Source organism: Flavobacterium sp. (assembly GCF_017744675.1).
GTDB lineage: Bacteria > Bacteroidota > Bacteroidia > Flavobacteriales > Flavobacteriaceae > Flavobacterium.
In genome coordinates this window covers 1,009,950-1,036,181 of sequence record NZ_JAGIAV010000004.1, presented here as the reverse complement: position 1 = coordinate 1,036,181, position 26,232 = coordinate 1,009,950, and the positions used below count along the sequence as shown (strand labels likewise).

At 33.9% G+C, this 26,232-nt stretch carries 19 protein-coding genes; 8 read left to right on the top strand and 11 right to left on the bottom strand.

Annotated elements, in window-relative coordinates; all coding sequences use genetic code 11:
- The first annotated feature begins 524 nt into the window (after positions 1 to 524).
- The 5 genes from hutH to J7574_RS14680 all read left to right on the top strand — a co-directional run bounded on the left by hutH (position 525) and on the right by J7574_RS14680 (position 6,659).
- Positions 525 to 2,039, top strand: a complete 1,515-nt coding sequence (hutH, locus tag J7574_RS14700; protein ID WP_290969909.1) for a histidine ammonia-lyase — start codon at positions 525 to 527, stop codon at positions 2,037 to 2,039.
- 49 nt (positions 2,040 to 2,088) lie between these two features.
- Positions 2,089 to 2,733: a DUF47 domain-containing protein gene (locus J7574_RS14695; RefSeq protein ID WP_290969906.1), complete on the top strand. Its 645-nt coding sequence runs from the start codon at positions 2,089 to 2,091 to the stop codon at positions 2,731 to 2,733.
- 25 nt (positions 2,734 to 2,758) lie between these two features.
- The gene (locus J7574_RS14690; protein ID WP_290969903.1) at positions 2,759 to 4,090 is read left to right on the top strand and encodes an inorganic phosphate transporter; all 1,332 of its coding nucleotides are present in this window, start codon (positions 2,759 to 2,761) and stop codon (positions 4,088 to 4,090) included.
- Positions 4,091 to 4,265: 175 nt separating this feature from the next.
- Positions 4,266 to 5,261 carry a WG repeat-containing protein gene (locus J7574_RS14685; protein WP_290969900.1) on the top strand — a complete coding sequence of 332 codons (996 nt, stop codon included), beginning with the start codon at positions 4,266 to 4,268 and terminating at the stop codon, positions 5,259 to 5,261.
- Positions 5,262 to 5,300: 39 nt separating this feature from the next.
- A complete protein-coding gene (locus tag J7574_RS14680) occupies positions 5,301 to 6,659 on the top strand; it encodes an SMI1/KNR4 family protein (RefSeq protein WP_290969897.1) in 1,359 nt (452 codons plus the stop codon).
- Here J7574_RS14680 and J7574_RS14675 read toward each other — a convergent pair.
- The 3 genes from J7574_RS14675 to J7574_RS14665 form a co-directional block, all read right to left on the bottom strand.
- Positions 6,656 to 7,174 (bottom strand): DUF421 domain-containing protein, encoded by a 519-nt coding sequence (locus tag J7574_RS14675; RefSeq protein ID WP_290969894.1) that lies wholly within the window; start codon positions 7,172 to 7,174, stop codon positions 6,656 to 6,658. The genes J7574_RS14680 and J7574_RS14675 overlap by 4 nt on opposite strands.
- Before the next feature lie 101 nt (positions 7,175 to 7,275).
- Positions 7,276 to 8,643 carry a 30S ribosomal protein S6--L-glutamate ligase gene (gene rimK, locus J7574_RS14670; protein ID WP_290969891.1) on the bottom strand — a complete coding sequence of 456 codons (1,368 nt, stop codon included), beginning with the start codon at positions 8,641 to 8,643 and terminating at the stop codon, positions 7,276 to 7,278.
- A gap of 140 nt (positions 8,644 to 8,783) precedes the next feature.
- A complete protein-coding gene (locus J7574_RS14665) occupies positions 8,784 to 11,330 on the bottom strand; it encodes an ATP-dependent Clp protease ATP-binding subunit (RefSeq protein WP_111378475.1) in 2,547 nt (848 codons plus the stop codon).
- A gap of 257 nt (positions 11,331 to 11,587) precedes the next feature.
- Between J7574_RS14665 and gyrA the strand changes: the two genes are divergently transcribed.
- Positions 11,588 to 14,227, top strand: coding sequence for a DNA gyrase subunit A (gyrA, locus tag J7574_RS14660; RefSeq protein ID WP_290969884.1), 2,640 nt, complete (start codon positions 11,588 to 11,590; stop codon positions 14,225 to 14,227).
- A 36-nt stretch (positions 14,228 to 14,263) separates the two neighbouring features.
- Entirely contained in the window at positions 14,264 to 15,532 is a 1,269-nt protein-coding gene (locus J7574_RS14655; protein WP_290969881.1) for a tetratricopeptide repeat protein, read from the top strand.
- A 63-nt stretch (positions 15,533 to 15,595) separates the two neighbouring features.
- Here the strand turns inward: J7574_RS14655 and J7574_RS14650 are convergent, their stop codons facing one another.
- The 4 genes from J7574_RS14650 to J7574_RS14635 all read right to left on the bottom strand — a co-directional run bounded on the left by J7574_RS14650 (position 15,596) and on the right by J7574_RS14635 (position 20,083).
- Positions 15,596 to 16,012 (bottom strand): OsmC family protein, encoded by a 417-nt coding sequence (locus J7574_RS14650; protein WP_290969878.1) that lies wholly within the window; start codon positions 16,010 to 16,012, stop codon positions 15,596 to 15,598.
- 264 nt (positions 16,013 to 16,276) lie between these two features.
- Entirely contained in the window at positions 16,277 to 18,256 is a 1,980-nt protein-coding gene (locus J7574_RS14645) for a DUF349 domain-containing protein (protein ID WP_290969875.1), read from the bottom strand.
- A 252-nt stretch (positions 18,257 to 18,508) separates the two neighbouring features.
- On the bottom strand, positions 18,509 to 19,261 hold the full coding sequence (locus J7574_RS14640; protein ID WP_290969872.1) for a lipid A phosphoethanolamine transferase: 753 nt from the start codon (positions 19,259 to 19,261) through the stop codon (positions 18,509 to 18,511).
- 198 nt (positions 19,262 to 19,459) lie between these two features.
- Positions 19,460 to 20,083, bottom strand: coding sequence for an isochorismatase family protein (locus J7574_RS14635; RefSeq protein WP_290969869.1), 624 nt, complete (start codon positions 20,081 to 20,083; stop codon positions 19,460 to 19,462).
- Between the two features lie 196 nt (positions 20,084 to 20,279).
- Between J7574_RS14635 and J7574_RS14630 the strand changes: the two genes are divergently transcribed.
- Positions 20,280 to 20,693, top strand: coding sequence for a helix-turn-helix domain-containing protein (locus J7574_RS14630; RefSeq protein WP_290969867.1), 414 nt, complete (start codon positions 20,280 to 20,282; stop codon positions 20,691 to 20,693).
- Positions 20,694 to 20,723: 30 nt separating this feature from the next.
- Here J7574_RS14630 and J7574_RS14625 read toward each other — a convergent pair whose 3' ends face one another.
- From J7574_RS14625 to J7574_RS14610, 4 genes are all read right to left on the bottom strand, one after another.
- Positions 20,724 to 21,476 (bottom strand): shikimate dehydrogenase, encoded by a 753-nt coding sequence (locus J7574_RS14625; protein ID WP_248726289.1) that lies wholly within the window; start codon positions 21,474 to 21,476, stop codon positions 20,724 to 20,726.
- Positions 21,477 to 21,478: 2 nt separating this feature from the next.
- Positions 21,479 to 22,873 carry a tetratricopeptide repeat protein gene (locus J7574_RS14620; RefSeq protein ID WP_290969861.1) on the bottom strand — a complete coding sequence of 465 codons (1,395 nt, stop codon included), beginning with the start codon at positions 22,871 to 22,873 and terminating at the stop codon, positions 21,479 to 21,481.
- A gap of 275 nt (positions 22,874 to 23,148) precedes the next feature.
- Positions 23,149 to 24,342: an aspartate aminotransferase family protein gene (locus J7574_RS14615; RefSeq protein ID WP_290969858.1), complete on the bottom strand. Its 1,194-nt coding sequence runs from the start codon at positions 24,340 to 24,342 to the stop codon at positions 23,149 to 23,151.
- Between the two features lie 132 nt (positions 24,343 to 24,474).
- The gene (locus J7574_RS14610; protein WP_290969854.1) at positions 24,475 to 26,181 is read right to left on the bottom strand and encodes an OstA-like protein; all 1,707 of its coding nucleotides are present in this window, start codon (positions 26,179 to 26,181) and stop codon (positions 24,475 to 24,477) included.
- Positions 26,182 to 26,232: the final 51 nt, after the last annotated feature.

Genomic DNA, 26,232 nt, shown 5'->3' with positions numbered 1-26,232 from the left:
ATTACCTTTCTTCTTTCAAGAAAAAAGTATAGATAACCCAGGTTTATATGTAAAAATGTATACCCCTAAGGGGTAGTAGTTGTTGTAGTAGAAATAATGGTAGCAGCAATTGCAACTCCTGTTTGAGTTGTAATAATTGTAGATTGATATTTTATACTGTTACTTTTCATTTTTGATTTTTCAAAAGTACAGCTTTTTATATGAGTTAAAAACTCAAAAAGCTTTTTTACGAATATTTTAATAATTCAAATCTCTATAATTTAATATTGAGTATTTGTTAAAATAGAAAGTGTTAAATTGATGTTTTGATATATTTCGGAAGATGCTTTTTGGTGATTTCGTACATGCAAGCGATTGAATTTTAACTCAAAAAGACATTGAAAATAGACGAAAACGAGATATTCTGATTTAAAAAGATATGTAAAGGAGTTAAAAGACTTTTATTGAAATTTTAATTATTGTGATAATTTTTTGCTTTTTAATATTGATTTGTTGAATTTTGGCGTTTAAAATTTGAAATCATCATGAGAGAGATCCATTATATAAGTTCGGAAACGATTACTTTAGAAACATTACAAGAAATTTTAGGTCAAAATAAAATTCTAGAATTGTCTGAAGAGGCTAAAGTAAATGTACAGAAATGCCGTGATTATTTAGATAAGAAAATGGCATCGCACACAGCGCCGATTTACGGAATCAATACAGGTTTCGGATCTTTGTATAGTGTGAAAATCTCTAACGAAAATTTATCTAAGCTTCAAGAAAACTTAGTGAAATCTCACGCTTGCGGAACAGGAGAAGAAGTTCCTGCCGAAATTGTGAAAATGATGCTTTTGCTAAAGATTCAATCTTTAAGTTATGGGCATTCTGGAATTCAATTAATAACATTAGAGCGTTTGGTTGATTTCTATAATAATGATATTCTTCCTGTAATATATACTCAGGGTTCACTTGGAGCTTCTGGAGATTTAGCTCCTTTGGCGCATTTGTCTTTGCCATTAATTGGAGAAGGAGTAGTTCTTTTTGAAGGAAAGAAAGTGGCTTCTGCTGAGGTTTTAAAGCATTTTAATTGGGAACCGATCGTTTTACAGTCAAAAGAAGGTTTGGCTCTGTTAAACGGAACTCAGTTTATGAGTGCTTATGGAGCGCATATTTTAATTAAAGCGTATAAATATTCGTATCTGGCTGATTTAATCGGAACCATTTCTCTAGAAGGTTTTGATGGAAGAATCGAACCTTTTAATGAATTGATACATTATATACGTCCGCACAAAGGACAAATTGTAACCGCTCAACGAATTACTGAATTCTTAGACGGAAGCGAAATTATCGCGCAAGAAAAGAAACACGTTCAAGATCCATATTCTTTCCGTTGTATGCCTCAGGTTCATGGCGCTTCAAAAGATGCGATCGATTATGTTCGAAAAGTATTCAAAACAGAAATCAATTCGGTTACTGATAATCCTAATATCTTCATTGAAGCCGATCAGATTATTTCGGGAGGAAATTTCCACGGACAGCCTTTAGCTTTAGCTTTAGATTTTATGGCAATTGCATTGGCAGAGTTAGGAAGCATTTCTGAAAGAAGAACTTATCAGTTAATTTCTGGATTACGAAATCTTCCTGCGTTTTTGGTTGATAATCCAGGATTAAATTCAGGGTTTATGATTCCGCAATATACAGCGGCGAGTATTGCCAGCCAGAACAAACAATTGGCAACCCCAGCAAGTATTGATAGCATTGTTTCTAGCAATGGTCAAGAAGATCACGTAAGTATGGGAGCAAACGGCGCTACAAAAGCCTTACGAATTTTAGACAATTTGGAGCGTATTTTAGCAATCGAATTATTAAATGCTTCGCAGGCAATTGCATACAGAGAGCCTCTAAAATCAAGCGATTTTATTGAAATGTTCTTAAATAGCTATAGAGAAGTGGTGCCTTTGGTAAAAGAAGATAGAATCTTACATAATGACATAGAAAACACGGTTTTATTCCTTTCGAGTTTTCAAATTGAAAACGATTTGTTAACAATGGCTTAACACTGAAACGTGTTATTGAAGGTAATTTTGCACTATCAAAAATAAAACAATGTCAATAAACAGTATTTTCCAATTTTTAGTACCGAAAGACAAAAAATTCTTTCCACTTTTTGAAGAGGCTTCAAGCAATTTAATTGAATTAGCTTCTAACTTACACGAAGCTGTAAACCTTCCATTAAAAGAAAGAGAAATCCTTTTTCAAAAAATTGACGAATTAGAGCAAAAAGGCGAAGACATTACACGTCAGACCAATTTGGAATTGAGCAGAAACTTTATTACTCCTTTTGATAGAGAGGATATCCATACCTTAATTACTTCTATTGATAACGTTGCAGATTACCTTCATGGTGCTGCAAGCCGTATGAGATTGTATCAGGTTGATAAGATTACAAAGTCGATCAGAAAGATGACAGAAATCAACCTTGAAGCTTGCCAAAATATTGATAGCGCTGTAAAAGAGTTGAGAAACTTAAAGAATTTTAAAATCATTAAAGATGCTTGTACCAGAATTAACAAACTGGAAAACAAATCTGATAATGTATATAACAAAGCAGTTTTTGAAATTTTTGAAAACGAAACAGATGCTAAAAATATCATTAAGTATAAAGAGGTATTATCTGTTTTAGAATCAGCAACAGATAAATGTAAGAGTGTTGCTAATATACTAGAATCTATTTCTGTAAAACATTCTTAATTTTTCAATCTGAAGTTATATTTTTATGACAATACTTATATTAATTATAGTATTAGCTTTAATTTTTGATTACATCAATGGTTTTCATGATGCGGCAAATGCTATTGCGACTGTTGTTGCGACAAAGGTTTTAACACCTTTTCAGGCGGTAGTCTGGGCAGCATTTTTTAACTTTTTGGCCTATTGGGTTTTCGGATTTGGTGTTGCAGATACTGTTGCTAAAACAGCGCACACGATGGAGATTAACCTGGTGGTAATTTTGGCCGGAGTTATAGCTGCAATCTGTTGGAACTTGTTGACTTGGTGGTTAGGAATTCCTTCAAGTTCTTCACATACGCTTATTGGAGGTTTTGCAGGAGCTGCTGTAGCACATGCTATCGCGGTTCATGGTTTCTCTGGTTATGTTGGAGAAGATGGCGCAACACACTATTGGTACGAAATTGTAAGCTGGTATAAGGCCGGAAAAGACGGTGCAATGCCTTCGGGAGTTCTCATTATCATTGCCTTTATCGTTTTAGCGCCGTTATTAGGAGCATTGGCTTCTTATTTAATTTCGATTTGGCTTTTAAATGCTTCTCGTAAAACAATTGGGCCTAAAATCTTTACTGCGGCTTTAATGATTGCTACCATTGTATTTGTATACTACCAAATGGTGCCTTACGATAAAATTGAAAAACCAAGATTTGATTCTCATTTCTGGAGCGTTGCTTTTGAAGCTCACAATATTAAATGGTTTTTAGTTGCTTTTATCATTTTAACAGTAAGTGCATTTTGTTTAATATTCAGCAGTTTAAATCTTCATCAAGCAGATGCTGCTTTAAAGAAAATGCAATTATTATCTTCTGCGGCCTTTAGTTTAGGTCACGGAGGTAACGATTCTCAAAAAGTAATGGGTATTATTGCTGCGGCTGTAGCGGTATATATTAATACAAATCCAGGAGTTCACATGGATAATTGGTTAAATGTTGTTCTGCCAAATGAAGATTTAGGTGTGAAGGGGATTATGCCAAGCTGGATTCCGTTAGCTTGTTATTCAGCAATTGCTGCAGGAACTTTAAGCGGTGGATGGAAAATTGTGAAAACTATGGGATCTAAAATTACTAAAGTAAGTTCGTTTGAAGGTGTTGCGGCTGAAACTGCAGGTGCTTTAACGCTTTATTTTACTGAACATTTAAAAATTCCAGTAAGTACAACGCACACGATTACAGGTTCTATTATTGGAGTTGGATTAACAAAACGTGTATCTGCCGTAAGATGGGGAGTTACTGTAAGTTTAATTTGGGCATGGATCTTAACTATTCCAATTTCGGCTATATTGGCAGGTTTGGTTTACTTTATTTTAAGCGTGTTTATCTAAATGTAAAATGAATTTTGTAAAATGTGAAATGAAAAATTCATGTTTTATCGATATACAAAACCGATTTCAATTTGAAATCGGTTTTTTTTGTTTTAAAGCGAGAGAATAAAAACTTTTAATGGCTTTGAGTACAGCAGATTTTATCTATTTTTATCAGGAGATTAATATTGTAAATATGAAGAGAATAATTCTATTGTTTTTGGTGCTAGTTGTAAAAACTAGTTTTGCTCAAATGGATAATAAGCCTTTTAAATATGGTCTTGTCGATCAGACAGGTAAAGAGATTGTTCCTTGCAAATACGATGATATCGAAACATTTTTGAGTGGTTTTGCTGTAGTAAAATTAAAAGGTAAAAGCGGAGTGATTGATAAAACAGGGAAAGAAGTTGTTCGCTGTATTTACGATGAAGTAGCTAATAAACAGAATTGGATACTGGTGAACAATAAGAATGCGAAACCTCAATATCTGGTTAAGTCTGCCGATGTGTTGCTGACTAAAAAATATGAAGAAGTAAAAACAGTATCACCAGAAATAACGGCTGTAAAACTAAATAATAAATGGGGTTTTATTGATGTGGTGGGCGAAGAGATAACTCCAAAGTATGACGAAATAAATGATTTCTCAGATAGATTTGCTATTGTAAAATTAAATGGCAAATATGGTATTATTGACCAAATAGGAAAAGAGATTGTTGCTCCGGTTTACGATCGAGTCCAGAATTTTAAAGAGGGTTTGGCAACAGTAGAATTAAATGGTAAATATGGAGTTTTTAACGATGAAGGAAAAAATATAATTCCGATTAAATACCAAACGGATTTTTCTTTTAAAGAAAATATTTCTATTGTGAAATCGGATGGGAAATATGGCGCTTTGAACAACGATGGAAACGAAATTGTTCCAATAAAATATGATTTCATGGTTTGGAATGAGGATTTGATTCAAGTGAAATTAGACGATAAATACGGTTTAATCGATAAAGAAGGAAAGGAAATAACGGCTCCTAAATATGACGGAATTGAATCTTTTAAAGATGGAATTGCTGTAATAAAATCAAACGGGAAATATGGTTTTATAGATAAAAACGGAAGGGAAATTGTAGTTCCGAAATACGAAAATGCGGATGATTTTGTTGATGGAGTAGCAGTTGTGAAAGTTTTGGGAGGGAAGTAAATCCGAGTTGATGGCTTTTTATTAAATGAAAGGATTATAATGAATCAAGAGGTTTTAAATCAAATTGAAAGAATAAAAAAGAAACTGGTTATAGCAAAAGATACCGATACGGAGTTTGAAGTATTTGGAGCTTCCAGTCATAAATATATTGTTGGCGAAACCGTTAGCAATGCTGGCATTTTGCAATTTGAAAAAGATTATAATGTTTCTCTTCCAGAATCTTATAAGATGTTTTTAATGCATATTGGAAATGGCGGAATATCATATCAAAACTCTGCTGCTGGACCTTCGTATGGAATATTTCCTTTTGGTGAGCATATTCAGGAATTGATTTATATGAATCCAGAAAACTGTCTGGAGAAAAATTGTGTGATATATCCAAAGATGAGTGATGAATCTTCGAGCGAATTAACTCGTAAAATTGATGAGAATGAAGATCTTTCAGAGGAAGAATTTGATGAGGAATTAGGTAAAATGTTTGCGGGAATTTTGCCTATAGGAAGCCAAGGCTGTTCGTATTATTATGGACTTGTTTTAAATGGAGAATTTAAAGGAAGAGTGGTAGGTGTTGATTTAGACAGGCAAAAGCCTTACTTTGTTTTCGAATCCAATTTTTTGGACTGGTACGAGCGCTGGCTTGATGAAATTACAGCTGAAAGCCGAACTGAAGATCACGATTTGTTTAATTATACATTGGGCGGTTCGGTGTCGCATATTTTAAAAGTGTATGCCTCGACAGATGATGAGGAGATTAAATTGGAGTGTTTGTCTGGAATCTTGCGTAAGAAGAAAATAGATTTGGAAGCTTTGGCGTTTTTAGACAAAGAGTTTAAAACGAGCAATCTGGAAATTCAAAAAAGAATTCTTCAAGTGCTTGCCAAATTTGATTATAATCTGGCACGTCCTCATTTGATTGATTTTGTAAAAAGTGATTTATTGACCGTTTTTCAAACCGTATTTTGGTACGCAAAAGATAAAAGTGCTGATTGGCTAGATGTGATTAAAGAAAATGCAGTCAAAATTAATGATGATGAGACATTCCGTTTTACTACCTATTTGTTAAAAGAAACTGGTATTGATTATGGCGCTTTTTTAATTCCGTTTGCTTTGCATCAAAACGTTGAGATACGAGTGCAGGCTTATTATTCGCTTGGTCTTTTGAAGAATAAGACTGATTATCTGGATACTTTTATTTTAGGTTTAAATGATGAAGCCAATAGGGTTGTTCATATTACTTTACAAGCGTTAGAAGGCGTAAAAAACAAAAAACTTTTAAAGCATTATAAGAATATTGCGGAACGTTTTCCAGAGGAGCAAGATTACATTTTAGCAAATCTAAATCATAGGCTTAAAGCTTTTGGTTTAACCAATAAAACTATAAAAAAGGTGCAATATTAAAACTTTTGAAGGTTTTTACGATTATGTCTGCGTTTGTAATGTGTTTGTTTTAGTTTCTTGTCTTCTTCAGAAATAATGCTGATGGTTCCGTCAATTTCTAGCATAGCCAATTTTACATTTTTAAAAAATTCGATACCGTGTTCTCTCATGGCTTCTTTTAATTCTTCGTCAGAAATATCGAGTTTGCTTAAAGCTTTAAAATCTAGTTTTCCGTCGTGAATCAGAATTTGAGGTTTGTCTAAAAGCAGTTCGCCAAAAACTTTAGAATGATGCGTTAGTTTTTTAATGATGTAATTGATGACAAATAAAACTAAAGCAGCGATTAATCCGCCAGTTAAACTTGTGTCTGGACCAACCATCGCATTTTGAACCGAGTTGCTGATTAGTAAAATTAGAATTACATCGGCAGTATTCAATTGCGAAAGTTCTTTTTTGCCAAATATTCTTAAAGCAATCGTCATAAAGAAATAAACGGCAATGCTTCTTAAAACAATATCTAAATAAGGAAAAGTCATGTTTTTTATTTTAAAGTTAAATAAAAAAGCTTTGTCAAAGTTTTAAAACTTTGACAAAGCTGCTAAATTATTTATACGTGATTAAGTTTGAATGAACTTAATTACAATTTAAAATTCTTCTCAATTGCTCTGATCATTTCTCCAGCGACATCTTTGTTCGTTGCTCCTTCAATTCCTTCCAAACCAGGAGAAGAGTTTACTTCAAGCAATAAAGGTCCTTTTGAAGAACGAATAATATCTACGCCTGCCACTTTTAAGTCCATTGCTTTGGCGGCTTTTATGGCAATCTTTTTTTCTTCTGCTGTTACTTTGATAACAGAAGCTGTTCCTCCAAGGTGAATATTAGCTCTAAATTCGCCCGGCATAGCTTCACGCTGAATTGCGGCAACTACTTTTCCGTCAATTACAAAACAGCGAATGTCTTTTCCGTTGGCTTCTTTAATAAATTCCTGAACTAAAATATTAGCATTTAAACTTTTAAATGCATTAATAACACTTTCTGCTGCTTTTTTGGTTTCAGCCAGAACAACACCTTTTCCTTGTGTTCCTTCCAATAATTTTACAATTAATGGCGAACCGCCTACCATTTTAATTAAATTGTCTGTATCAAGCGGAGAATTAGCAAATCCTGTTGTTGGAATATCAATTCCGCTGTTTAAAAGCAATTGTAAAGAATAGAGTTTATCGCGAGATTGTGTAATGGCTGTTGCTGAATTTAAAACAAAAACCTTCAAAGCTTCGAACTGGCGTGTTAAGGCACATCCGTAAAAAGTAATGCTCGGACGGATTCTTGGAATAATGGCGTCAAATTCGTTTAAGATTTTTCCGCCTCTGTAATGAATCTCAGGTTTTTTGGCATCCAATTTCATGTAGCATTCCTTGATGTTTAGGAAATGCATTTCATGACCTCGCATTTCGCCGGCTTCCATGATTCTTTTATTGCTATATAATTCAGGGTTACTGGCTAAAAGACCAATTCGTAAACCTGTTTTTGCTTTTTCAGAATTTTGATATAATTCTTTTAAAGATTCTGCTGTCGGCTGTCCTAAAAGGTATTTTTGCTCAGGATCGACCAAAACCCTTCCGCTCATGGCTTCACGCCCTAAAAGCATTCTGAAACCCATAGAATCACGGTTGGTCAATGTCATTTCGATTGGCCATTTGGCATCGCCAATTTTTAAACTGGTTTGAATAACATAACGATGTTCTCTAAAACCGCTCGAACTTTTTACAATTCTCTTGTCTACCAGCGGTGCTTCACAGTGAATAATGGTTTTAATATTATTCTGAATTGGATTAATGTCGAATTTAACCCAATTGGCATCATTTTTTATAAAAGGAGCTATGTTTATTGCATGCATTGCCGAAGTTTTGGCACCAGAATCTACACGAGCTTTGATTGTAGGGATTCCAAGTTCTGGAAATGAGCACCATTCTTCGCTACCTAAAATGACTTTGTTTTGAAGCATATTTTGTTTTTTATTATAGAATTTGAATTCAAAAATAGCTATTTGCTTTTACTAAAGATAGTGATTTTTAATAAAAAAAATACCCGTTATGTTATGAAAACGTAACGGGCATGTTATATGTGTTATAATTTTTGACTAATTTATTGATTAGTCGGTTCTTCAGCTTTGTGTATTTCAACTGATAATTCTTGTGAATCATCTTTTAAATCCATCATGATTTCATCACCCGAGTGTATTTTTGAAGTGATGATTTCTTCGGCTAATAAATCTTCAACATATTTCTGAATGGCTCTTTTCAATGGTCTTGCTCCAAATTGTTTGTCGAAACCTTTTTCAGCTATAAACGCTTTTGCTTTATCAGTCAAGCTTAATTTGTAACCTAACTCTGCAATGCGAGAGTACAGTTTTTTCAATTCGATTTCGATAATCAAATCAATATCAGCTTTTTCTAATGCATTGAATACAATTACATCATCAATTCTGTTTAAGAATTCAGGAGCAAAAGTTTTCTTTAAAGCGTTCTCGATAATGCTTTTTGAGTTTTCATCAGCTTGAGCTGTTCTTGCAGCAGTTCCGAATCCAACACCTTGTCCAAAATCTTTCAATTGGCGAGCACCAACATTAGAGGTCATGATAATGATCGTGTTTTTAAAGTCAATTTTACGACCTAAACTATCAGTCAAATATCCGTCATCTAAAACTTGAAGCATCATATTGAATACATCTGGATGCGCTTTTTCGATCTCATCTAAAAGAACTACACAGTAAGGTTTTCTGCGAACTTTTTCAGTCAATTGACCACCTTCTTCGTATCCAACGTATCCTGGAGGCGCTCCAACTAAACGAGAGATCGCAAATTTCTCCATGTATTCGCTCATATCGATACGAACTAAAGCATCTTCAGAATCAAACAATTCTTTTGCTAATACTTTAGCCAATTGCGTTTTACCAACACCAGTCTGACCTAAGAAAATAAACGAACCAATTGGTTTGTTCGGATCTTTAAGTCCAGCTCTATTACGTTGGATAGAACGTGCAATTTTAAGAACTGCTTCATTTTGACCAATTACTTTATTCTGAATTAATTCAGGCAATTGAGCCAATTTGTTGCTTTCTGTTTGTGCAATTCTGTTAACAGGAATTCCAGTCATCATAGAAACCACATCAGCGACGTTATCTTCTGTAACTTCAATTCTGTTGTTTTTAGAATCTTCTTCCCATTGTTCTTGCGCTAAAGCAAGATCTTTTTCGATACGTTTTTCATCATCGCGAAGTTTGGCTGCTTCTTCATATTTTTGTTTTTTAACAACCATATTTTTCATTTCGCGCACTTCTTCTAACTGACGCTCTAAGTCCAAAATTTGTTTTGGAACATCAATATTGGTAATGTGCACGCGTGAACCAGCTTCGTCCATTGCATCGATTGCTTTGTCTGGTAAGAAACGCTCAGACATATATCTGTTTGTTAATTTAACACAGGCTTCGATAGCTTCTGGAGTATAGGTTACGTTATGGTGATCTTCGTATTTGTCTTTTACGTTGTTCAAGATTGCAATTGTTTCTTCAACAGAAGTTGGTTCTACAATTACTTTTTGGAAACGTCTTTCTAAAGCACCGTCTTTTTCAATATATTGTCTGTACTCATCTAGAGTAGTAGCACCAATACATTGAATTTCGCCTCTTGCTAAAGCAGGTTTGAACATGTTTGAAGCATCAAGCGAACCTGTTGCTCCTCCAGCACCTACAATAGTATGGATCTCATCAATAAAAAGAATAATATCGTCGTTTTTCTCCAGCTCGTTCATAACGGCCTTCATTCTTTCTTCAAACTGTCCTCTGTATTTTGTTCCGGCAACTAAGCTAGCCAAATCAAGAGTTACAACACGTTTATGGAAAAGAATACGAGATACTTTCTTTTGAATAATACGTAGAGCAAGTCCTTCTGCAATAGCAGACTTACCAACTCCAGGTTCTCCAATAAGAAGTGGATTGTTCTTTTTTCTACGGCTTAAAATTTGCGATACACGCTCAATTTCTTTTTCACGTCCTACAACAGGATCTAATTTCCCTTCTTCAGCCATTTCTGTTAAATCTCTCCCAAAATTATCTAAAACAGGAGTCTTAGATTTTTTGTTTGACTTATTGGCGGGATTATTAAAGCTGCTTTCTTTAAGACTGTCATCTTGTCCTGAATCGTCATTATACGATTCGTTTCTTGGCAAGTTTTCTAAGAATTCTTCTTCGTTTGGAGTCATATTTAAATACTGTTCTTTAGCTACGTCATAATCTATTTTTAGTTTATTCAATAGCTTGGTTGTTGGATCGTTTTCGTTTCTCAAGATACATAACAGCAAATGTGCCGTGCTTATCGATGAACTTTGAAATACTTTTGCTTCAAGAAAAGTGGTCTTCAGGGCTCTTTCGGCCTGTCGGGTAAGATGAAGGTTTTTCTTCTCTGCATTTACTTCAACGCTCAGGTTAGCAGGGCTAAGTACTTCTACTTTTCTGCGTAAATGATCTAAATCGACAGCTAGGTTATTAAGTATATGAATAGCTTTTCCGTTACCATCTCTCAAAATACCTAGCATAAGATGTTCTGTACCAATAAAGTCGTGGCCTAATCGAAGAGCCTCTTCCTTACTGTACGTAATAACATCTTTTACTCTTGGTGAAAAATTATCATCCATAATATATAATTGGTATTGTAAATTTAGTGAATTACTGTTTTAAAAACAAAAACCGTACCTTCAAGAACTACTGTCAGCTAATAGACGAAAAAAAAGACAATAAAAGAGTTAAAAAACGCTTAATTTATTAACTAAAACCAAAATTAAAGTTGTTAATAAATCGTTTAAATAAGTGTAAGGAAATAGCTGAAAAAATTTTAAAAAAACGTATCTTGGCACGCTTTGAAAACTAATATAATTATTTAATATAACAACTTATGTCTGAAGGAGAAAAGTTAATTCCTATTAACATAGAGGATGAAATGAAGTCAGCTTACATCGATTATTCGATGTCAGTAATTGTATCGAGAGCACTTCCTGATGTTAGAGATGGCTTGAAACCAGTGCATCGAAGAGTTCTTTACGGAATGTATGATTTAGGTGTAACATCAAGATCTGCCCACAAAAAGTCTGCGAGAATTGTAGGGGAGGTTCTGGGTAAGTATCACCCGCACGGTGATACCTCTGTTTATGATGCAATGGTACGTATGGCGCAGGAATGGAGTATGCGTTATTTATTAGTTGACGGACAAGGTAACTTTGGTTCTGTAGATGGAGACAGTCCTGCAGCAATGCGTTATACTGAGGCCAGAATGCGTAAAATCTCTGAAGAGATTATGGCCGATATCGAAAAAGAAACAGTTGATTTTCAATTGAACTTTGACGACACAATTTACGAGCCTAAAGTAATGCCAACAAGAGTTCCTACTTTATTGGTAAACGGAGCAACAGGTATTGCGGTTGGTATGGCGACTAATATGCCGCCTCATAACTTAACTGAGGTTATCAATGGTACTTTGGCGTATCTTGATAATAATGATATTGAAGTAGACGAATTAATGACTCATATCAAAGCTCCTGATTTTCCAACGGGAGGTATTATTTATGGATATGAAGGCGTTCGCGAAGCTTTTAAAACAGGTAGAGGACGTATCGTAATGCGTGCTAAAGTTGGTTTCGAAGAAGTTGACGGAAGAGAATGCATCATCGTTACTGAGATTCCGTACCAAGTGAACAAAGCCGAAATGATCAAGCGTACTGCTGATTTGGTTAACGAGAAAAAAATCGAAGGTATTGCCAATATTCGTGACGAGTCGGATAGAAGCGGTATGCGTATCGTTTATATCTTAAAACGTGATGCTACTCCAAACGTAGTTTTAAATACTTTATATAAATACACTCAATTACAATCTTCTTTCAGTGTAAATAACATTGCATTAGTAAAAGGACGTCCTCAATTGTTGAATCTGAAAGATATGATTCACTACTTTATTGAGCACCGTCATGATGTAGTAGTGAGAAGAACGCAATTTGAATTGCGTAAAGCAGAAGAAAGAGCGCATATTTTAGAAGGATTAATTATTGCTTCTGACAATATCGACGAAGTAATCGCGTTAATTAGAGGATCTAAAAATACAGACGAAGCAAGAGAAAAATTAATCGAAAGATTTAAATTGTCAGATATTCAAGCTCGTGCTATTGTTGAGATGCGTTTGCGTCAATTAACAGGTCTGGAACAAGATAAATTAAGAGCTGAGTTTGACGAATTAATGAAGTTAATCGAGCATTTGAAAGCTTTATTAGCAGACGTTAATTTGAGAATTGACTTAATTAAAGAAGAGCTTACAGAAATTCGTGATAAATACGGTGATGAAAGACGTTCTCAAATCGAATATTCTGGAGGTGATGTAAGTATTGAAGATTTAATTGCAGACGAAAATGTGGTAATTACGATTTCGCATGCAGGTTATATCAAGCGTACTAACTTATCTGAATACAAAACTCAAAATAGAGGTGGAGTAGGACAGAAGAGTGCCGGAACAAGAGATCAAGATTTCTTAGAGCACATGTTCGTGGCGACAAACCACCAATATATGATGTTCTTTACCCAAAAAGGGAAATGTTTCTGGATGCGTGTTTATGAAATTCCAGAAGGAAGTAAAACAGCAAAAGGTAGAGCAATTCAGAACTTGGTAAACATTGAAAGCGACGATAAAGTAAAAGCTTTCATTTGTACACAAGATTTAAAAGACAAAGATTATATCAATACACATAATCTTGTAATGGTAACCAAACAAGGTCAGGTGAAGAAAACTTCTTTAGAGAAATATTCTAAACCAAGAGCAAATGGAGTTGCAGCTATTACAATTAAAGAAGGTGATGAGTTAATTGGAGCTCAGTTAACAAATGGAGAAAGCCAAATCATCTTAGCCGTTAAATCTGGTAAATTGGTTCGTTTTGAAGAGACTAAAACACGTCCGATGGGAAGAACGGCTTCTGGAGTTCGTGGAATTACTTTAAAAGACGAAACGGATGAAGTTATTGGAATGGTTACGGTTGATAAAAATGATATTTCTACATCTCAAATCTTAGTTGTAACTGAAAATGGATACGGAAAACGTACAAAATTAGTTGACGACGATGGAGAAGATGTGTACAGAATTACAAACCGTGGAGGTAAAGGGGTTAAAACGCTTAATATCACGGAAAAAACAGGTAAATTGATCTCGATTAATGCAGTTACTGATGCAGACGATTTAATGATTATTAATAAATCTGGATTGACTATCAGAATGGCAATTGAGGATTTACGTGTTATGGGACGTGCCACTCAAGGTGTTAGATTGATTAACCTAAAAGGAAAAGATTCTATCGCTGCCGTAACAACTGTAATGAAAGATGATGCAGAAGAGGTGGAAGTAGATGAAGACGGTAACGTTATCGAATCTTCAATTGAGAGAGTTAAGCCAGACATGGAAGTTCTTGAAGATGACGGATCTGCAGAGGAAGAGGATGACTCTGATGATGAAGAAGTAGAAGATGAGGATGACGCAGAAGACGAAGAATCTGAAGAATAAGAAAAAAACAAAAATTAAATACAAACAAATATCATTATGAAAAGTAAATATGTAATACTTGCATCAGCGTTACTGATCTCTGTAGCTACGTTTGCTCAAAAAGATCAAATCAAAAACGCTGAAAAAGCATTAAAAGGCGGTGATGCACAAGGTGCTCTTGCACAATTGAAAGATGCAGAGAACTTAATTGCAAATGCTAAAGATACAGAACAAGCTCAATATTATTTTGTTCAAGGAAATGCTTTTCTTGACCTTGCAAACAAAAAAGTTGAAGAAAGTAAAAACTTGTTGGCAGCAGCAAACAGTTATAGCAAATTAATTGAGGTAGAGAAAACTTCTGGAAAACAAAAATATTCTACACAAGCTGCGGCATCAATTGCAAACATTAAAGGATCATTAATTAATTCTGCTATTGCTGATACGCAAGCAAATAAACATGCTGAAGGTGCAAAAAAATTGTACGAAGCATATGAATTAGACAAAAAAGATACAATCAATTTGTATTATGCAGCTTCTACAGCTGTAAATTCACAAGATTTTGATCTTGCTTTGCCAATGTATGAAGAGTTGAAAAAATTAAACTTTTCTGGAAAAGGAACTTTATATCTAGCGGTTAATAAAGCTAATGGTAATGAAGATAACTTTGCTAATGCTAAAGAAAGAGATTTAGCTATTAAATTAGGAACTCACGAAAAACCTAAAACAGAAGCTATTCCTTCTAAAAGAGGTGAAATTTACAAAAACTTAGCCTTAATCTTAGTTCAAAAAGGGCGTACAGAAGATGCTAAAAAAGCAATCGCTGATGCTAGAAAAGCAAATCCAGACGATTCTTCTCTTATCTTAACAGAAGCTAACCTGTACTTAGAGACTAAAGATTATGATATGTACAAAAAATTAGTTGGAGAGGCTTTACAAAAAGACCCAAACAATGCTGATTTAGTATTTAATCTAGGAGTACTTAGCGCTGGAGCTAAAAATAATGCTGATGCAGAAAAGTATTACTTAAAAGCAATTGAAATTAATCCTAATTATACAAATGCTTACTTAAATCTTGCGGCTTTAAAATTAGAGGCTGAAAAACCGATCATTGATGAGATGAACAAATTAGGTACTTCTGCTAAAGATATGAAACGTTACGATGTTTTAAAATCGCAAAGAGAAGCTGTTTTCAAAGGAGTAATTCCTTACCTTAAAAAAGCAAACGAATTAGATCCTAAAAACGAGGATGTTTCTAAAACATTAATAGGTGTTTATAGTGCACTTGAAATGACTGCAGAAGCTAAAGCTTTGAAAGCAAAAATGTAATTCCTGCTTTAAAAATAAAAAAAAACCATTCACTGCGGTGAATGGTTTTTTTTATGCCTTTATCTAGATTAATTCAGCAGATAAAGTAATTCTTGTATTTAATAGTTTTGAAATCGGACAGATTTCTTTTGCTTTTGCGGCTGTAGAAGCAAATTGTTCTGCAGAAATTGATGGAACTTTACCTTTTAAATCCAAATGAATTAAAGTTATCGATCCGTCTTCAAAAGTTACTGTCGCTTCTGTAGTTAAATCATCTGCCGTAAAACCTGCTTCGTTAAGCAAAAAGCTTAATTGCATCGTAAAACAGCCTGAATGTGCCGCAGCGACCAATTCCTCAGGATTTGTTCCAACACCATCAGCAAATCTTGTTTTAAAAGAAAGTTGTGCATTATCTAAAGTTGTACTTTGCGTGCTAATTGTTCCTTTTCCTTCCATACCGGTTCCTTTCCAGTTGGCGTGTGCTTTTCTTGTAAATTTCATCTTTTAGTTATTAAAATTAATATTTGGATTGTTATTAGGTTGATTGTCAAAAGATAGTCAACTATCAAATATACCTAAAAATATGCATTATAGCTTTATCTATTTGTTAGCTTTGATATTAAAAATCACAAAAAAAGATGGATCTTTTTAAATATTAAAAAAACAAAATTCCAAATTCCAAATCGAGCGTGTCAATTGGAATTTGGAATTTAAAATTTAGAGTTTAAAAAGAAATTGGAATTTAAAAAATTGGAATTTAAAAATTTATTCCTGTCCTAAGTTTCTTAGCTGTTTCAGTTTGTCTTTCCAAACTTCAAGGCTTTCTTTGTGAATTGCAATGTTTTTACGAACCTCCGTAACTATTGAATTCTCTTTTTTAGCGTTTTTAGTATTGGTAAAGAACTGAATGTTGTTTTCTAACTGGAAAATTTCATTTTGAACTTCCTCAATTTTACGCATAATAAAGATTTTTTCATTGTCTAATTTACGCGTATCATTACTGTCAGTTAGAGAATCAATGCGGTTTGCAAAACGCATCATTTCAGATTCTTTTTTGCTTAAACTTAGTTTTTCAAAAAGTGCATCTAGTATTTTGTTGAATTTCCCTTCAATATGTCTTCTCGAGAAAGGAACTTTTCCAAAGCCTTTCCAAGTTTCAATATGGGCTTTTATCGCATCTAAGTCTGTTTTGTGTTCTCCTGTCAGTTGGAAAGCTCTCAAAGTATCTAAATAAGCTTTTTTATTATCAAAAGCCGCCACTTCTTCACTGTTCTCTTCCGATTTGTGCTCTTTTAATTTATCAAAATAATGATTGCACGCATCTTTAAATTCTTTCCAGATTTTGTCTGAATATTTTTTAGGAACATGCCCAATCTGTTTCCATTCTTCCTGGATTTGTTTCATTACAGGAGTTGTGGCTTGAAAATCGGTGCTTTCTTGCAATTCTTTAGCTTTTGCAACAAGCGCCAGTTTTTTATTTAGATTATCGTTTTGGTCTTTTTTAATATCCTTATAGAAAGAATTTTTGAAAGCATTGAAATTTCTAACAGCCGTTTTAAATGCTGCCCAAGTTTCTTCGTTTACTTCAGCAGGGACTTTTCCAGCTGCGAAAAACTCGTTTCTTAAATCTTCTACTTTCTGAATCTGAACAAGCCATTGCGAATGAGAATTTACTTTTTCGCTTCCAAGTGCTTCAATTTTAGCAATAATCTCTTTTTTAGCTTCAAGATTTTTTTGCTCATTTGCTCTTTGGCTTTCAAATAAAAGTTCTCTCTTATCGTGTATTTTTTTTGTCAGTTCGCTAAATTGATTCCAGATGACATCACGGTGTTCTTTAGAAACAGGTCCGATTTCTTCTTTCCAGATTCTATGCAAATCCTGCAACTCACGGAAAGCTTTGCTTACATCGGCATCGTTTGCCAATTCTTCTACGCGCGCTATGATTTTTTGTTTTAATTCTAAGTTGTGTTTAAAATCTAAATCTCTAGCTTCACGGTCTAAATGAAGATAATCGTAGAAGTTTTCTACATGAAAATGGTAATTATTCCAAACGTGATTGTATTTGTCTTTTGGTATTGCTCCAGCATTTTTCCATCTTTCTCTTAATTCATTAAAATGCTTAAGAGTATCTTTGATGTTTTCTTGCGGATTGATTAATTCCTTTAATTCTTCAACAATAGCCAGACGGTTTTCTAAATTGCTTTTTAGATTGGTCTGCAAATGTTTAAAATGAGCATTTCTTTTCTCTCTAAAAATAGAATAGTATTCGTCGAATTTTGATTTTAAAGGCAGATGATATTCAAATTCTTCGTTAGGATCTGGATTAGAAGCTAAAAACTCTTCTTTTTTCTCCTCTATAAGATGGTGATATTGCAGTAAAAATGCTTTTTTGATTTCTTCAATATGATCTTTTACAGACATTACTGTGTCTATAGTAACCAATTTTTTAAGTTCTCCAACAAGAGCATCTAGGGTGAAAGTGTTGTAATCCTGCATAGGAATGTCGTGACGTTCCTTTAAAGTTTCGTCTTCACTTTCAGCAGCATTTGAATTGGTAATAACATCTAATGCTTCTTGATGAGCATTTTCGTGTTTTTCTAATTCAGTTTCCGTTTCCAAGGCCAAATCTTTGGTCTGAGTTTCAGAATCTGATATTTCAATTGCTTCATTTGTTACAGAATCATTTATTTCGATTCCAGATTTTCCGTCTGCTTCATGCAGGTTATCATTCTTTTCTTCTAACATCTTTAAAAATGTATAAGGTTTTTATTTTAAACAGTGCGAAAGATAGTAAAGGTGTTTCTAAATACAAAATAAATCCTTTGTTTATACGCTAATTTGCGATGAAATTCTTATTCATTAATTCAATTTAGCAGTATGATATATTAATTTTTGTCATTTTAATTGATAAGATTGAAATAATATTTTTTGCGATTTTTCAATGAAAAAAGAGAGAAATCATAAAAAAAGTATAGTTGTGCAGTAGTTAGTTTTAAATTAAAATAAAACCAACAAGCCAACTTCCATACCAAAATTATATGATTTTTCGCCGCCAAAAGCTACGCTGGGATGTACATAAACTAAATTTGTTGGGGTAATTTTTCGACCAAACTCCATAAAAGCATTGTTTTGAAAGCCATCTAAAACATAATTGTATCTAAAAGCTACATCTGTAGCAATCCAATTTTTTCCAAAAAACCATAACAAGTTGTTCTCAAAGAGAGTGACGCTAACATCGCTTCGGTTACTTGATCCGGCAAAACTTTGGGAATGTTCGAGAGTTGCAATCCATAAGAATTTTTTATGATTGAAGTATTTTGCAAAAATAGCGGCCGGAATTACAACCCATTTTCCAGTTCCGAAACTCGGATCTGAGGCAGAATTTGATATAACACGAGTTCTTAGGCCGATTCCATCATTTTTTTTGAAATAAGGAATAAAGCTTACTCCCGCACCAACATCACCAAGTCCAGTTTGATTGATGGAATTAGAGTTGGTTGAAATTAAAGGCAAATCAAATCTAAGATTCCAAGCTTTGTTGCCTATTGGCTGTAAAACACGCAAATTAATGGTGTTAAACGAGCCATTCTTGGTATCTAAATATTCATTGTATAATAAGATAGTCTGTAGAAAATAGTGATATCGGGGTTCGGCAAACGGACTATTGCTTCTGTCTATATCTTCGTCCTGGGCCGATGCAAGAACTGTAATTAGGAAAAAAATGCTAAAGTAGAATAATTTTTTTCTCATAATTCACTGTTAGTTAGTGGATTAAAAATACAAAAAATACATTTACATTTTGTTTTTTATTGGTTTTATTTATACAAGATATCTATGTCTTAGCATTAGTTTTTGAAATATATCGTTCAATTGAAACTTAGTAAAACAAAAAAATAGATCGAAAGATTGTAAAATCTAACGATCTATCATTATAGAATTATCTATAAATTATTTATAGCCTTTTTTAACCGCATCATTTAGTTGCCACACTGTATTTGCAAAATCCAAGCCTATTGCATTATAGATATCGTGCGCTTTTGGATCTGCATTATCATTTAATAATTCTACAGCAGCAGTCGCATAATCTGTCATCTGAATTCCTAAAGTAGTAAGTCTTTGAATTCCTGCTTCTCTTTTGCTTGGATAAAACGTTCCAGAGGCATCGAGTACTACTCTTGCATCGTAGCCTGCTTGCGTTGCAGAAATAGCAGGTAAAGAGGCGCAAACTTCTAACGAAATTCCTGCTACCAAAATTTGTTTGCGACCAGTAGCTTCTACAGCTTTTACAACTTCTGGAGAATCCCATGCATTAATACTTGTACGTTTAATGACGCGGACATTTGGTGCTGCTTCAAGTATTTCTGGCAGAACAGGTCCCCATAAACCATCCGAACCAACAGCAGTAATAACAATTGGAATCTTTAATATTTGGGCTACTTTAACAAGCGCGGCAGCATTTTTTCTTAAGTCGGCCGTGCTGATGTCTCTTACTCCTGAAAGTAGTCCAATCTGTTCATCTACTAATAATAAAACAGTATTATTTCTGTCAAGGATTGGTGAAAAAGTTTTCATTGATGTAGATGGTTTAGTTTTATCTTTTGTTTGTGAATTAACGCTAGTCATTGTAATCATTGATAGAACAAATAGACTGAGAATCTTTTTTTTCATGCTGTAATTAAATTAATTTGTATAACGGTACAAATGTAGGTAAAGTATTACGTATATTTGCACCAACTATACTGTAGTATAGCAGAAAACATTGGAAGTAATGAAGTATGAGAATTTAATTAATAGCGAAGATCAAATCCTGATGGATCGCGATGTGTGTTTTAAAAGTATATTAAATATGATGGACACACTTGATGTTGTTTCTGGCAAATGGAAAATACCAATAATAATGTCTCTTTCTTTTGGTCCAAAAAGATTTAGCTTGATATCAAAGGATTTAAAAAAGATATCAGATAGAGCACTGGCAAAAGAACTGAAGCTTCTTGAAGAAAACTTATTGATAGAGAGACAAGCCAATATTTCTAATCCGTTAGTTATCGAGTATGCAATTACAGAACATGGAATGTCTTTGAGTCAAATTTTAAACAGCCTTAAAAAATGGGGTCTGTTGCATCGAAAAGTATTGTCTGATGCAATAAATAAGCCCAAACAAAATCTGAATAGATTTTATTAAGGCTTATCTCTTGTAATATGAATTTTATTTTTATTTGTTCCAGATTTTCCAAGCTTTTTCAGCCTGAAAAATAAGCATATCGTGCCCATTTTTAATTACAGCTCCCATTTCTTTTGCTTTACGTAAGAAGGTGGTTTCAGCTGGATTATAGATTAGATCGTACGCAATGTGTTTTTCTGTAAAAAACTCATACGGTAAATTTGGGCAAGCTTCAATATTTGGGCTTGTTCCAACTGGTGTACAATTGATTATAATTTGAAAATTATCAAAAGTAGTAGCATTAATCAAATCATAGTCTATGATGTTTTCTTTTGCTTCTCTAGAAACAAAAGTATACGGAATATCCAATTCGTCTAAAGCAAAAGCAACGCCTTTAGAAGCGCCTCCTGTTCCTAGAATAAGCGCTTTTTTATGATGTGGCTCCAATAATGGCTTTAAAGACTTCTTAAATCCGTAATAATCGGTATTGTATCCTTTTAGTTTACCGCTTTTGGTAAATTTAATCGTATTGACAGCGCCAATGAGAGCAGCTTTTTTTGACAGTTTATCTAAGAAAGGAATAACTTGTTCTTTGTACGGAATAGTAACGTTTAGCCCCTTTAAATCAGGATTGTTTTTAATTAGCTCTGTGAAATAATTAATCTCAGAAATGTCAAAATTCTCGTAGCTGTTGCCAGCAAAAACTTCATTATTAAATTTCTCTGTAAAATAACCTTTTGAAAAAGAGTAGCTTATGTTGCGTCCTAATAATCCAAAACGTCTTCTTAATAAAATATCAACCATTCTTATTTGCGATGTTTTTCTATATAATTTTTAACCATTTTTTTTGCCCAAACAACAGGGAATAAATCTTCAATCAGGATATAATTATCAAAATTTAGACGCAAACCGTTGCTTAGGTGAAATTTAGCTTTTGTAGTGTCTTGAATCATAAAATACAATCCAGCCAAACGATATTCGATTTCATTCTCTTCAGGAAAATATTCTGAAGCTTGCAATAAAGTTTGAATAGCCGTTTCAAATTCTCCTAAAAACTGAAGAATATCAACCCAGTATAACCAAGTGTCTAATGCATAATCTCCAAATTCAACTGCTTTTCTAAAACCAAATTCGGCTTCTTCAAAGAAATTCATTTGTTTGTTGATTGTAGCATATCTTTTCCAATACAAACGATTCTGATTGTCAATCGCCAAAGCTTTATTCACAAAAAACAATGCTTTCTGATAGTTTTTCTGGCGAAGGTGAAAATCTGTAATTGCAATCCAGCCTTTGTCTAAAAGTGGATCTTCGTGTACAGTTTGATTATAGTATTGAATTGCTTTCGCTAAATTCCCTAGTTTTTCATAACATTTTCCAATTCGAAGAAGGGCATAAGAAGTCGCATCTTCCAATTCGATAGTTCTGTTATAGCTTTCAATGGCTTCATTGTATTTTTTTAAGCGCTCATAAGCTTTTGCTTTTTCCATAAAAGCGCCCAAAAATTCATCATCAATAAGCGTTGCGTAATCAAATGCTCGTATTGCAGCTTCATATTCTTTTACGCCATAATGAAGGCGTCCAAGCTGATGCCAAGCAATCTCACTGTAAGGATTTCGGTTAATGTATTCGTTTAAATAGACAATAGCTTCTTGATTTTGGTCTAAAAACTCAAAACAATACACTACGTTATAAAGAGCAGATTGATCTTCTAAGTCTTCTTCAAGACATTTGATGAAACTCTCTTTTGCCAGCTCGAGATTATCCATAAAAAGATATTCCATTCCGATCAAATTGTACACATCAGCATAGTCGTCAGTGTATTGAAGCGCGATTTTCAGCAGTTCGACTGCTTTTTCGTGCTGGTCTCTTTTTGAACAGATATTGGCTTTCTGGATATAGATTTCCTCGTTGTTAGGTTCAATTGCGTACAACTCATTCAAAAGCTTTTCAGCAATGTCGAGTTTATCATCATAAACCAGCATTTCTACTTGTACTAATTTTAAGCCTGTAGATTTTGGATGTTGGTCTAATGCAAGTTTTAAGGCCTTTTTTGCTAAATTAGCCTTACCTATGTCTAAATAATGAAGAATAATTTCTTCAAATTCTTCAGAATCAAAAAAGAGTACTTTGTTGGTTTTTAACATCGACTCAAATTTGGATAGGGATAGGTTATAATCTTCTTCTTCGTTGCTTAATTGCATACTTCGTATAATTTGAAATTAGCCTGTTATAAATTTAGGCAACCATATAATTGTTGTAAGGATAGGGAATTAATTGTTTTGAACAATTTAATTAACAATATATAGGTTTTTTTATTCTATTTTGGGAAGAAATCTCCTTTATTCTTAAGGGATTAGCTTCGGTTTTGTCATTTTTTCATTTCTATAGAGAAACTTTTTTCAAATAAAAAAAGAGCGATATTTTCTGCCATTTTTATTGAAACTGCATCAAAAAAAATTAAAAATAGTTTTAAACTTTAGTTGTTGTTCCTTTTCATTATTTCATCCATAACATCTAAAATTATTGCGCAGCCTTCTCTAATTTCGTCTTCAGAAATGGTCAAAGGAGGTGTAATTCGTATGGCACATCCTTCAAATAAAAGCCAGAATAAAATAAGTCCTCTATCTTGACAGGTTAAAATGACTTCGTTTGTAATGTCTGCCGATTCTGTCATGGCAGCAAGCATTAATCCTTTTCCTCTAACTTCTGTAATCAAAGGATGTACCAAAAGCGATCTGAAGAGTTTTTCCTTTTCTAAGGTTTCTGCTATCAAATTTGTTTCAGTTAATTCTTGCAAAGTAGCTAAACAAGCTGACGCAATGACAGGATGGCCTCCAAAAGTCGTAACATGTCCTAATTTTGGATTTTCTGTTAAAAGATCCATTTTTTCGGCAGAAGCAGTAAAAGCGCCAACAGGCATTCCGCCACCCATTCCTTTACCCATAACCACGATATCTGGAACAACATCGTAATTTTGGAAACCAAAAAGTTTTCCTGTTCTTCCAAAACCTGGCTGAATTTCATCAACAATCATTAATGCTCCAACCTCATCACAACGTTTACGGACTTTTTGCAGAAAATTGTTTTCTGGCTGAATAAAACCAGCGCCGCCTTGAATGGTTTCTAAAAGAATGGCAGCGGTTCGTGTGGTTATTTTTTGTAGATCTTCTTCGCTATTGAACGTGATAAAATCAACATCTGGAAGCAAAGGTCTAAAAGCTTGTTTGCGCTCTTCAAATCCCATAACGCTCATAGAACCCATTGTGTTTCCATGATAAGCATTGTGGCAAGAAATAAGCTGGCTGCGGCCTGTAACACGTTTTGCGAGCTTTAAAGAGCCTTCGATAGCTTCTGTGCCAGAATTTACCAAATAGGTTTTATTTAAAGATTCTGGAAGGAGGGAAGCCATTAATTTGCAGTATTGAACAGCAGGGCTCTGCGAATATTCTCCATAAACCATTACGTGCGAATATTTGTCCAATTGATCTTTTATTGCCTGATTCACTCTCGGATGCTGATGTCCTAAAGTACAAGCCGAAACTCCGGCAACAAAATCTAAATATTTTTTATCGTTTGTATCGTATATGTAAGAGCCAATGGCATGCGAAACTTCCATTCCGAGTGGGTAAGGAGAAGTTTGCGCTTGGTATTTTATAAAATCTGGATTCATTTCTTTTTTAAGGTGCTAAGATACTAAGATGCTAAGGTTCTAAGGTTTTCTAACTTTACGCTTAAGTTAAGTTTCTTGAATTAACTATTCTCAAAGAACTGTAAGCTGAGACCGCGACTGCGACTAAAAAAACTATTTACTTTTCGCCTTAGGCTCTGTTTTCGGTTCTGTCTTTGGTTCTGTTTTAACAGCAGGTTTTGGATTCTTTTTGTCGTAATTCAAAGTTTCCTTTCTGACTTTCATCGGAACGTTTTTGCCTTTTTCTTCCTCTTCTTTTCCTTCTTTTATGAGTTTGTCATTCAGTTCATTATCTTCTGCAGTAAAAATATCGTCTTTCGATTTTATCCTTTCATCGCCTCGCCAAACCATACCTCGCAGTTTACGGGCATTTACTGGGAGCTCGTCTTCTGGAAACAAATCTCCGTCAACATTATTATAAAGTGTAATTGATTCTATGGCATTATTTTCTAAAATCAAATTGATTTTACTGCTTACACTTTTATCAATTCCAACAAGCTCGTTTTGGTCATTTCTACTATAATAAATAACTTCGGTATTCTTCACAATGTCAACATCATGAAGTTTCCCGTCCCGAAATTTTCCAAACAAATTGAGTCCCTTGACTTGGTTAAAACCAGTTCCTAGTGTATCCCGCGAGATCAGAAATGTGTTGTTTAAAACTTTTAAAGAGTCGATTTTTCTTGTGTTATTGTCGCCAATCAAATGCATAACGTCTCCTGTAATCTGACTTTCGCCATTCCAAAGAATTGGGTTTCCGATAAGCTTAGTCAAAGCGATTTTAGAATCAGAATGAATAGAATCGCATTTGCCGCTCATATCCGTTTTATAAAAACGAACGTTGTTAAAAGCGCGCAGAATTCTTTCGCCTTCTTTTCCTGTTACCAGTAATTTTTTTCCGTGAATGTAAACCGAGTCATTTTCAACCAGATTGATAGCAACCGCTCTTTTGGTCACAAACATCGAATCTTTAAGTTTGTAAAGCTCTGCATAATGCCCTTTTACAATTCCTTTATTGATCGAATCGGTAATTTTTACATTTCGCGTTGCCGATGCAAATTCGATATTTCGATTATAATACAAACTATCGCCCTCTATAAGCCGATCGTCATATTTAATGTAGGATCTTCGCAGAAAATGTGCTAAGTTTTTCTTTGTATCATAAAAGCCTTTTTCGGTATAAATGTAATTGGCTTTACTTGTAATAGTTGAAGGACCAAGAAGATACGTATGTCCAGAATTACTGTAATAATCCAAATGATTTGATTTTATCACATATTTCGGATTCGTAATCGTAACTTCAGTCAAAAATTGGAATTTTTTTTCTTTTACATAATATCTTCCAGACTTGCTCACCAAAGTATTGTCTTTGTTTACGATTGTTCCTTTAGTATTGTAAAATGCTTCTTGAATATTTCTGTCAAAATTAATGGTGTCGGTTTGCAAAGTGGCATCAGGAGAAGTTAAAACGGCATTTCCTGTCGCAAAAGCTTTCTTTTCATTTCCACTATACTCAGCATACTTACTATTTAAAAATAAAGTATCTCCTTGTACTAATTGTACATTTCCGAATGCTTTCAGATAATTTTCTTTTTGAAAAAAGTAAGCTTTGTTGCAAGTCAATACTACACCATCATGATTTACTTTTACATTTCCGGTCAGTAAAAGCGCATCTGGCACGTTGACTTGATCCACATCAGAAAAGTCAGCATTCTCGATGACGATAGTTTTAGGAGTTTGTGCAGTTTTTTTGGCCTGCGCAGAAATAAATTGTACGCTAAGAAACAGACAACAAAATATGAAAAAGAGTGATTTCTTCAACTGATTAAATTTTTGTCAAATTTATAAAAAAGGTTAGAACCTGTGGCTGAT

Bases quoted from the DNA above. Each gene is read 5' to 3' on its own strand.
- hutH (WP_290969909.1), top strand. From the start codon at position 525: ATGAGAGAGATCCATTATATAAGTTCGGAAACGATTACTTTAGAAACA.
- J7574_RS14695 (WP_290969906.1), top strand. From the start codon at position 2,089: ATGTCAATAAACAGTATTTTCCAATTTTTAGTACCGAAAGACAAAAAA.
- J7574_RS14690 (WP_290969903.1), top strand. From the start codon at position 2,759: ATGACAATACTTATATTAATTATAGTATTAGCTTTAATTTTTGATTAC.
- J7574_RS14685 (WP_290969900.1), top strand. From the start codon at position 4,266: ATGAAGAGAATAATTCTATTGTTTTTGGTGCTAGTTGTAAAAACTAGT.
- J7574_RS14680 (WP_290969897.1), top strand. From the start codon at position 5,301: ATGAATCAAGAGGTTTTAAATCAAATTGAAAGAATAAAAAAGAAACTG.
- J7574_RS14675 (WP_290969894.1), bottom strand. From the start codon at position 7,174: ATGACTTTTCCTTATTTAGATATTGTTTTAAGAAGCATTGCCGTTTAT.
- rimK (WP_290969891.1), bottom strand. From the start codon at position 8,643: ATGCTTCAAAACAAAGTCATTTTAGGTAGCGAAGAATGGTGCTCATTT.
- J7574_RS14665 (WP_111378475.1), bottom strand. From the start codon at position 11,330: ATGGATGATAATTTTTCACCAAGAGTAAAAGATGTTATTACGTACAGT.
- gyrA (WP_290969884.1), top strand. From the start codon at position 11,588: ATGTCTGAAGGAGAAAAGTTAATTCCTATTAACATAGAGGATGAAATG.
- J7574_RS14655 (WP_290969881.1), top strand. From the start codon at position 14,264: ATGAAAAGTAAATATGTAATACTTGCATCAGCGTTACTGATCTCTGTA.
- J7574_RS14650 (WP_290969878.1), bottom strand. From the start codon at position 16,012: ATGAAATTTACAAGAAAAGCACACGCCAACTGGAAAGGAACCGGTATG.
- J7574_RS14645 (WP_290969875.1), bottom strand. From the start codon at position 18,256: ATGTTAGAAGAAAAGAATGATAACCTGCATGAAGCAGACGGAAAATCT.
- J7574_RS14640 (WP_290969872.1), bottom strand. From the start codon at position 19,261: ATGAGAAAAAAATTATTCTACTTTAGCATTTTTTTCCTAATTACAGTT.
- J7574_RS14635 (WP_290969869.1), bottom strand. From the start codon at position 20,083: ATGAAAACTTTTTCACCAATCCTTGACAGAAATAATACTGTTTTATTA.
- J7574_RS14630 (WP_290969867.1), top strand. From the start codon at position 20,280: ATGAAGTATGAGAATTTAATTAATAGCGAAGATCAAATCCTGATGGAT.
- J7574_RS14625 (WP_248726289.1), bottom strand. From the start codon at position 21,476: ATGGTTGATATTTTATTAAGAAGACGTTTTGGATTATTAGGACGCAAC.
- J7574_RS14620 (WP_290969861.1), bottom strand. From the start codon at position 22,873: ATGCAATTAAGCAACGAAGAAGAAGATTATAACCTATCCCTATCCAAA.
- J7574_RS14615 (WP_290969858.1), bottom strand. From the start codon at position 24,342: ATGAATCCAGATTTTATAAAATACCAAGCGCAAACTTCTCCTTACCCA.